At 54.1% G+C, this 8,567-nt stretch carries 9 protein-coding genes; 4 read left to right on the top strand and 5 right to left on the bottom strand.

What is annotated here, in order from left to right; translation table 11 throughout:
• The 5 genes from K5905_RS20670 to K5905_RS20650 form a co-directional block, all read right to left on the bottom strand.
• The coding region (locus K5905_RS20670; protein WP_297587167.1) for an ATP-binding cassette domain-containing protein at positions 1 to 483 on the bottom strand (483 nt) is incomplete at its 3' end.
• Complete coding sequence (locus K5905_RS20665) at positions 480 to 1,364, bottom strand: iron chelate uptake ABC transporter family permease subunit (protein WP_297587169.1); 885 nt, start codon at positions 1,362 to 1,364, stop codon at positions 480 to 482. The genes K5905_RS20670 and K5905_RS20665, both read right to left, overlap by 4 nt.
• A gap of 49 nt (positions 1,365 to 1,413) precedes the next feature.
• A complete protein-coding gene (locus K5905_RS20660; protein ID WP_297587165.1) occupies positions 1,414 to 2,403 on the bottom strand; it encodes an iron chelate uptake ABC transporter family permease subunit in 990 nt (329 codons plus the stop codon).
• A 14-nt stretch (positions 2,404 to 2,417) separates the two neighbouring features.
• Positions 2,418 to 3,326 (bottom strand): siderophore ABC transporter substrate-binding protein, encoded by a 909-nt coding sequence (locus tag K5905_RS20655; protein WP_297587163.1) that lies wholly within the window; start codon positions 3,324 to 3,326, stop codon positions 2,418 to 2,420.
• A gap of 142 nt (positions 3,327 to 3,468) precedes the next feature.
• Entirely contained in the window at positions 3,469 to 4,092 is a 624-nt protein-coding gene (locus tag K5905_RS20650; RefSeq protein WP_297587161.1) for a TetR/AcrR family transcriptional regulator, read from the bottom strand.
• A gap of 327 nt (positions 4,093 to 4,419) precedes the next feature.
• On the opposite strand from K5905_RS20650, the gene K5905_RS20645 reads away from it, so the two are divergent.
• The 4 genes from K5905_RS20645 to K5905_RS20630 all read left to right on the top strand — a co-directional run.
• A complete protein-coding gene (locus tag K5905_RS20645) occupies positions 4,420 to 6,540 on the top strand; it encodes a TonB-dependent receptor (protein ID WP_297587159.1) in 2,121 nt (706 codons plus the stop codon).
• A gap of 58 nt (positions 6,541 to 6,598) precedes the next feature.
• Positions 6,599 to 7,420 (top strand): ATP-binding cassette domain-containing protein, encoded by an 822-nt coding sequence (locus K5905_RS20640; protein WP_297587157.1) that lies wholly within the window; start codon positions 6,599 to 6,601, stop codon positions 7,418 to 7,420.
• Positions 7,410 to 8,291, top strand: a complete 882-nt coding sequence (locus K5905_RS20635) for an ABC transporter substrate-binding protein (protein WP_297587155.1) — start codon at positions 7,410 to 7,412, stop codon at positions 8,289 to 8,291. Before K5905_RS20640 ends, K5905_RS20635 begins: the two co-directional genes overlap by 11 nt.
• The coding region (locus K5905_RS20630) for an iron chelate uptake ABC transporter family permease subunit (RefSeq protein ID WP_297587153.1) at positions 8,288 to 8,567 on the top strand (280 nt) is incomplete at its 3' end. The genes K5905_RS20635 and K5905_RS20630, both read left to right, overlap by 4 nt.

Here is an 8,567-nt window from a genome sequence, read left to right as displayed (position 1 = left end):
TTCGTCCAGTAGCAGATATTCGGTGTCCTGGGCATAGGCCATCGCTACAAGTACCCGCTGCCGCTGGCCTCCGGAAAGTTCGTCAATGAAGCGTTCGGGGATGTCGGTGAGACCGAATTCTTCCAGTGCAGCGTCCACCTTGTCCCGGTCCAGCTTGGTGGCTCGTCCCAGGTGATGCGGAAACCTGCCGAAGCCGACCATGTCACGAACGGAAATGCGCGAGGCAACGTGAGTATCCTGTCGCAGGATCGCAAGTTTCTTTGCCAGATCCCTCGACATGCTGTGGCTGACATCCATGCCGTCGAACGAAATCTTGCCGGACTGCAGTGGCAGCAACCGCGCCATCAACGCAAAGAGTGTCGACTTGCCGGCGCCATTTGGGCCGATAAGAGCGGTAATCCCACCTTTTTCAATCGTCAGAGAGACATCTTTCAGGATTGGGGATTTGCCGTGATGAAAGGTGACATTTTCGATTTCAATCATGCCCTGACCTTTCTGAGGATCAAAAAGAGAAACACGAACCCTCCCAGGAATTCGATGACGACGCTCAACGTGGCGCCCATGCCAAGCACGCGTTCAAACATTGCCTGACCACCGATCAGAACAGTTATTGCGATCAAGGCAGCAGCTAGAAACACCGGTCCATGGTGATGCGTTTTCATAATCTCGTAACTGATCGCGCTCACCAGCAAACCGAAGAACGCAACCGGTCCCACCAGTGCTGTTGATGTTGCCACAAGGGTTGTTACGAGCGTCAGGCCGATCAGCAACTCGCGTCTGTGATTGAGGCCGAGGCTAATCGCTTGATCCCGACCCAGAGCCATGACATCGAAGATATGTCGCTTCCTCCAGACGATGGCGCAGCAGATGAGAATGATCGGTGCCGCGTAGGCGAGCAAACCGATATCCACCCGATTGAAACTCGCAAATATCGACCCTTCGATGACTGCATATTCGTTCGGATCGATTATCCGGTAGAGCAAGTTGGTCAGGCTTCTAAACAGGATACCGAACACGACGCCGACCAGCAGCATCCTGAACAGATCCTGCATGCCCTGACCAAGCAGACTGCCGAACAGGAACAGGGCGGCCGCAGACAAGAGCACGAATTCCAGGCCAAATTTCATTTCCGGCTGCAGCGTTACGTATCCCAGGCCGCCGAAGACGAAAACCAGCGCTGTCTGCAGGAGAACGTAAAGTGCATCGAAGCCCATGATCGAGGGGGTCAGGATGCGATTGCTCGTCAGCGTCTGAAAGACGACGGTCGCGACCGCAATGGCTGTGGCAACGATGATCAGCGCGATCAGTTTTTTTCCGCGAAAGGCCAGAATGAAATCCCAGTTGCCACGCGCGCCCAGCACCATGAACGCGGTGATGGATAGAACGGCGCACAAGCCAAGAAGCAGGAGTTTCCTATCCACGACGTGCAGGCCTTGCAAACAGTAGCCAAAGGAAGACGCCAGTGCCAAGGACCCCGAAAATTGTGCCGGCGGGAATTTCATAAGGATTATGGATTAAGCGGCCGAGCAGATCGCTTGCAAGCACGAGAGCGCCTCCCATCAGGGCGACAAGTGGCAAAGTTGTTCGTGCATTGTCTCCCCGATACCGGCTTATGATGTTTGGCACGACAAGGCCGACAAAGGGAAGCAACCCTACGGTCAGAACGGTGAAAGAAGTGATCAAAGAGACAATACCAAGCCCAATCAGCAGAACGACCCGGTAATTCAGCCCTAGGCCGATGGCAGCATCCTTTCCGAAACCGGCAACGGTAAACTGGTCGGCATAATAGTAGGCAACAAGTGCAACGGCGCCCGATGCCCATAGCAATTCATAACGCCCCTGAAGGACACCTGAAAATTCACCGTTCATCCAAATGGCAAGATATTGGAGGAGATCGTTCTGGTAGGCGATGAAGGTCGTGATCGCGGCGATGATACCGCCGTAGACGATCCCGGTTAAGGGCACCAGGAGCGGTTGAGTTGGTGGCAATTTTTGAACCAGCGCCAGAAAGACTGCTGTTCCGGCAAATGCCGCGATGCTGGAAATCGCCATTTTGGCCAGGATCGGAGCCTCCGGCATCAGGAGCGTCATGGCCAGCAGTCCAAGCGTGGCGCATTCCCCGGTTCCGGTGGTTGCCGGTTCGACAAAGCGATTGCGCACAAGCATCTGCATGATCACGCCTGCCACAGCCAGAGAGGAACCGGCCAGGATCGCGGCCAGAGTTCTGGGAAGCCTGGAGACAATCAGTAGATCGCCGCCTTCACCGCCGTAGAAAAGACCCGACAGAGACACGTTCGCGGCTCCGGTCGCAAGGCTGCCGAGGATCAGTCCTGATAGAATGATCGCCAAGGCAAACGGTCGAAATACGACAGCAGAGCGTGGGGCCGTGGATTGAAGGCGCAAGGAAATCTGTCCGGTTAATTGGTTTTGGCAAAGGCCTCGGACAGGTCGCTGAGTGTGCCCGTCAAGGATTGATATCCACCTGCTGCGATATAGACTTTGGCGGCGTCCAGATAGATAACTTGACCGGATTTCCAGGCCTTGGTGTCGGCCACCAGTTTGTTATCGAGAGTTTCAGCGGCAAGCGTCCTATCTTCCCCGATTGCAGCTGCCCGATCGATAACGATCAGCCAGTCCGGATTCGTGTCCCGGATGAATTCAAAGGATATGGCTTCCCCATGGGTCGAGGCTTTCACATCTTCGATGGCCGGTTCAATACCAAGCTCGGTATGCAGCCAGCCAAAGCGCGAGTCCTTGCCGTAAACGCTGATTTTCGGGCCATTGGTCAAAACGATGAGCGCTTTTCCTTTGCCTGCGGTCTGGCTTTTCACGGCATCGACGGCATCGGTCAACTCGTCTTCAAGTTTCTTCGCTTGCTCTTCCCTGTCGAAAATCTTGCCATAGGCGTTCAGTCGGGCGACTGCCTGGTCCAGCAATCGGTCACCCCAGATTGTCATGTCGATTGTTGGCGCAAATTCCGACAAGGCCGTAACCTGCTTTGAGGAACGACCCCCGGCGACAATGAGATCTGGCTGCAACGCATTGATCGCCTCAAAGTCGGGCTCAAACAGACTGCCGACTTTCTCGGCGCCGTCTGCCGCGTTCTGCAGGTAATCGACATAGACCCGTGCTGGTGTCCCGGCGATGGAAACACCCAGAGCATCAAGTGTGTCCAGCGCTGAAATGTCGAAGACAGCGATAGTTTCCGGTTTAACCGGAACGTCAACGCTCCCGGTTGCTGTTTCGATTGATACTTCGTTTGCCAGGGCTGTGTGTGTACCAAGCCCAACTGCTATGAAAAAGGCAGCCCAACGGAATGCGTGCACGGTCGTCTCCATTTCTGGACGCCTGGCTATTCCAAGGGATTGGCTGAGCGTATGTTGTGATTTCGACTTTGGGATCGTCGTTTCAACAGGTCATCAGGTGATGCCAAATTCAACAGCATTTTTCAATAGGTGGAAACGGAACTTAGTCTGCAAATCGCCGCATGTAGGCCTCTACGCCAGCGACCAGAAAGTCCCGAATTGCTGAGAACAGAACATCGTTTTTTTTCTCCGTCTTCATGGCGACCATTGCGGTTACCGACGCAGTGAACATCAATCCCATGAGAGTCGGTATGTCGAGTTGATCCTGCCGTTCAGGAGGGACGGAAATCGCCAGAAGGTTTATCAGTTTTGTTATTCCGGGAGCGTTATAGTCCTGTGCCCTGTCAAGCACTGCTTCCTGTTCGGCCGAGGCTCGTTGAATGAGCAGGATGAAAGTGTCGAGTTCACCCGTTTCGTGGTTGAAACCCAAATAGGCGAGGGCATCGAAATAGGCTCCAGTCAGGTCGCGAATTTCAGGAGTTCCACCCGCCGCATTTTCTTCAACCGCGGTCACCCTGGCAAGCAACTCGACATCAAGTTGAAGGAACCGGTTTTTGAGAAGCTGGAGCAGAAGCTCGGACTTTCCTCCGAAATAATAGTTCACCGAAGCAACATTGGCCTCGGCAGCGTCTGTGATCTCCCGAACCGAAGTTGCGGAGATGCCTTTTTCCGCCATTAACCGCTCGGCAGTTTTCAGCAATCGCTTGGAAGTTGATTCCGGCTCCATGACTTCTCCTCAATTCATCATGCCGATTTAGACTGTTTGAAAGCAGATTTCAAACGATGTTTGAACGGCATGCCTCTCGTACAAATCCTCAGGCGGCTGACCAACACGTTTAAGGGAAATTCCTCGGTGTTTATCATTAAATTATTGTAATTAAAGGGAAAAAGAGATCGAGTGCGGCTGTGTTTCTTTTTTGTCACGATGCGATTCAAAATATGAGCTTTAACTCATATTAATTCTTGTATTTTTTACTCAAGATTTATAAACCATCCGTGGAAAAAATGTCCAAGCCAAAAGCCAGGATGCGTTCAAAAACGGGCAGTAGGGCATATGTTGAAATATTCTGGCTTGGTGACAGCCACGCTTCTTGCAGCTGTGCAAGGCGTTTCCGCGCAGGATTTAACACTTGAAGACGAACCGGCACTCAGCGCGGAAGATGCAATGCTTCTCGATCTCATTGTCGTCAAATCGGCGACCAGAACCGAAACACCGATCTCCGAGGCAACTGTGTCCGTTTCGGTGGTGACAGAGGATCAGGTTCAGCGGCAGTCGAACGTCAACAGCAATATCGGTCAGATTCTTTCCAAGACAGTTCCGGGTTTTGGCCAGTCGACGGAAAATCTCACGGAGTATGGGCAGACCTTGCGGGGGCGCAATTTCCTGACCCTGATCGATGGTGTGCCGCAGACCAACAACCTGAACAACAATTATCGTGCGCTCAACAGCATCAGCACAACAGCGATCCAGCAGATCGAGGTGGTTCGCGGTGCGACGGCTGCCTATGGTTTCGGGGCACCGGGCGGCCTTGTGAACATCATCACAAAGCAGCCGGAAGACGGTGAGTTTAACGCCCAGATCAGTATCGGCATCAAGGCATCGCCGACCAGCCTGACGGAATCGTTCTCCTACTTGACTGAAGCAGGGGCTTCGGGGGCCAGGAACGGCTTTTTCTACCTCGTCAACGGGAGTTGGGAAGACACCGGAGCGTCCTTCACGGCCGATGGCGAACGCCGCCCACCGGATTCCTTTGGAACCCAAGGCGGTACAGACGACATCTTTGCCTATAATTTTCTTGGCAAACTTGGCTACGAACACGAGAACCACAAGATCGAAATCAGCGCCAACAGATACAGCTACTGGCAAGACAGCGACTGGGCAGGAATTGTTTCCGGTGGCAGCCGCCAGTCGAACACCAGCGCCACTCCGTCCAGGGGAAACCTGAACACCCGGACGCCCGGCACCGACAATTTGACGCTCAACGGCAGCTACAAGAATGATGACGTTCTCGGCGGAACATTTGAGCTGCAGAGTTATTACAACGACAACACGACAACTTTTACCCGGACCGAGTTTTTCGGCACGCAATACGATCAGTATGAAACGGAGTCCCGGAAGATCGGTAGCCGTGCAACCTTTGACACACCGTTCCCGTGGGATCGCCTCCCGGTGGACATCGTCTGGGGTCTTGACGTGCTCAACGACCAGACCAAGGTCAATCCGATTGACGGTCCGGTTGATACACCAAAATATGAGCTGACCGGAATTGCTCCGTTTGCTCAGGTCAGAGCGGATCTGTTCAATGACCGGGCAATCCTCTCCGCCGGTGTGCGCTACGAACATCTTTCAGTCGACATAAGTGATTACGTCAACGAGATCGGCACGTCCGTTACCGGTGGTACGCTGACGTTCCGTGAGCCATTGTTCAATATCAGCGGGTCTTTTGACCTCAACGACAAATTCACGGTCTTTGGCGGGTTTTCGCAGGGCTTCCAGCTGGGAGATCTTGGACGTTACCTGTACAATTCTAATTTCACCAATGTTTCGCAACTTTCCGACGATGGCCAAAAGACAGACAGTTATGAGCTCGGTGTCCGCGCCATTGGCAATAACTGGGATGCATCTGTCACCGGCTTCTACAACAAGTCCGACAATGGGGTGACCTACGATGCCAATCTGGACATCGTGCTTTCGCCCGAACAGATCTGGGGCATCGAAGTCGCAGCCAATTACGAGGCAACGGACCAGATCACCTTCGGCGGCACGCTTACCTGGCTCGAAGGCGAATACGATACGGACGGCGACGGCAAATATGATTCCGATCTCGGTTCAGACCGTATCTCCCCGCTGAAACTCACCGGCTATGTTGAATATACGCCGTGGGACTGGGCGAACTTTCGCCTGCAGGGGCTTTATTCCGGTTACAGGAACCCGGACAGCGAACAGTTCACAGGGCTGGAGTCCATTGACCCTTACTTCGTGATGGACGCGTTTGCCGATTTCAAAGTGAACGAAAGATCCAAACTGTCTCTTGGGGTCGAGAACATTCTGAACGCCGACTATGTGCCGGTGTTGCAGCAGTCCTATTCGGTCCAGTCCTACGGGTATGACGACTACTATTATGCGAAAGCGCCGGGAACGACATTCTCAGCCAAGTACACCGTCAAATTCTGATGCTTCAGGCTTCGTCGGTGATACTGGCGGAGCCTTCCTTGCGACCATTGAAAAACGAATGACCAGATCAATGCCACTGAAACCTGACCCCGAGGAACATCCCGATGGAACACTCTTTTCATGTCGAAATCTGAGTGTGAAAATTGAAGGCAAGCTGCTTCTTTCGATAGAAGAGCTGAAATTCCGGTCTTCGCTTGTCACCGGACTTATCGGTCATAACGGCTCCGGTAAATCCACATTGCTCAAGCTGCTCGCACGCCAGATGTCGGCATCGTCCGGAGATGTGTTTTTTGGTGACAAGTCGCTTCAGGAATGGGATCGGCGCGAGTTTGCGCGTTCCGTAGCCTATCTCGCTCAGGATACTCCGCCCACTAGAGGACTTCTGGTCCGGGAACTGGTAGCGCTTGGCCGGTATCCCTGGCACGGGGCTTTTGGCCGGTATAGTGAGACGGATGCAGACAAGACCGAAGATGCCATGAAGTTGACCGACATTCTTCATCTGGCGGACCGTCTCGTTGACACGCTTTCAGGTGGTGAGCGGCAAAGGGCCTGGATCGCAATGATGGTGGCTCAGGATGCCAGATGCCTGTTGCTGGACGAACCCATTTCCGCATTGGATATCGCCCATCAGGTTGAAATACTGGACCTGCTCCGCAATCTCAGCCAGACACGCGGGCTGACTGTCGTCGTTGTTCTTCACGACCTCAACATGGCGGCGCGCTACTGCGATCGGTTGGTGGCGCTCAAGAACGGTCACTGTGTTGCAAGCGCATCGCCGGCAGAACTCATGCAGGCGCCGGTTCTGAAGGATGTCTTCGGAATTTCAATGAGCGTAGTTCCGCATCCAGCGGAGCAGGGAGTGTTGGCCTATGTCGATTGACCGGCGCAAGTTTCTGAAAGGTATCTGGTGTCTTGCTGCCGGAGCGAGCCTGCCGGCTTCCGCATCTTCCACCCCGAAAATCGTGTCGCTGGACTATGCCGCCGCCGAAACGCTCCTTGCCATCGGCGTGACACCAGCCGGCGTGCAATCGAGCGACCGGTGGGATCGATGGGTCGTCGAACCGGAATTGCCCCGATCGGTGGTCAATGTCGGTCAGGATCTTGTCGCCAATCTGGAAGTCATAGCCTCTCTCAGGCCGGATCTCATCATCACCACGCCTTATACAGACGCTCTCAGAAGCCGACTTGAAAGGATTGCGCCGGTTTACATGGTCTCGGTGTACGACCAAACCGGAACCCCGCTCGTTAACGCCTTTCAGGAAACGAGAGAACTTGGGCGACTTGCCGGAATTGCAGCCGAGGCAGAAGACTACCTCCGTTCTGCCGATGTTGAATTCGATACTCTGCGGTCTCGCCTAGCCGGAAAGAATCAACCGCCTGTTGCTCTGGTGAATTTCATGGATGACCGGCATGTTCGGGTCTATGGCGCGAGCGGTTTGTATCAGGATGTGCTCGACAGACTGGAATTGAACAACGCCTGGACGCGCCCCACCAACTATTGGGGTTTTGCGACTGTGGGACTGGAGGAACTGGCTCGCGCAGCACCGCCTGAAATGCATCTCATCGCATTCGAGCCCATGGTCGAGGAAATCAAACCAACCCTGGAGACCAGCCCGATATGGCGATCCATGCCGGTTGTCCAGGAAGGGAACTTCAAAGTCTTTCCGCCGGTTCTGACTTTCGGAATGGTACCGTCGGCGCTGAGATTTGCCCGCCTGATCACGGCTTATCTGGAGCAGGAAATCTTATGAACGTCCAAGTGATGCCCAACCGGGCCTCCTGGCTGTCTGGTGCCATGCTTCTTGTGGCGAGCGCCATCGGTTGGACACTGGTTTCCCGCTATTTGCCCGTGCTCGTCAGCGTGCCGCAAGGTTATAATGTAGAGCGCATGATTGCGCTTTATTCGACGCTTCCGCGCATGGCGACAGCTCTGTTATGTGGGGCCGCCCTGTCGCTTTCAGGCGTACTTCTTCAAATCGCGCTGAGAAATCCGTTGGCGTCACCGACCACACTTGGTGTTTCTTCCG

It is taken from the genome of Roseibium sp. (genome assembly GCF_025698965.1).
Taxonomy (GTDB): domain Bacteria; phylum Pseudomonadota; class Alphaproteobacteria; order Rhizobiales; family Stappiaceae; genus Roseibium.
Note: the sequence above shows the minus strand (reverse complement) of the source record. Positions and strands in the feature narration are given on the sequence as shown.

What these genes read in the sequence shown, in the direction of transcription:
- K5905_RS20665 (WP_297587169.1), bottom strand. Translation starts at nt 1,364, where the DNA reads ATGGTGCTGGGCGCGCGTGGCAACTGGGATTTCATTCTGGCCTTTCGC.
- K5905_RS20650 (WP_297587161.1), bottom strand. Translation starts at nt 4,092, where the DNA reads ATGGAGCCGGAATCAACTTCCAAGCGATTGCTGAAAACTGCCGAGCGG.
- K5905_RS20645 (WP_297587159.1), top strand. Translation starts at nt 4,420, where the DNA reads ATGTTGAAATATTCTGGCTTGGTGACAGCCACGCTTCTTGCAGCTGTG.
- K5905_RS20640 (WP_297587157.1), top strand. Translation starts at nt 6,599, where the DNA reads ATGACCAGATCAATGCCACTGAAACCTGACCCCGAGGAACATCCCGAT.
- K5905_RS20635 (WP_297587155.1), top strand. Translation starts at nt 7,410, where the DNA reads ATGTCGATTGACCGGCGCAAGTTTCTGAAAGGTATCTGGTGTCTTGCT.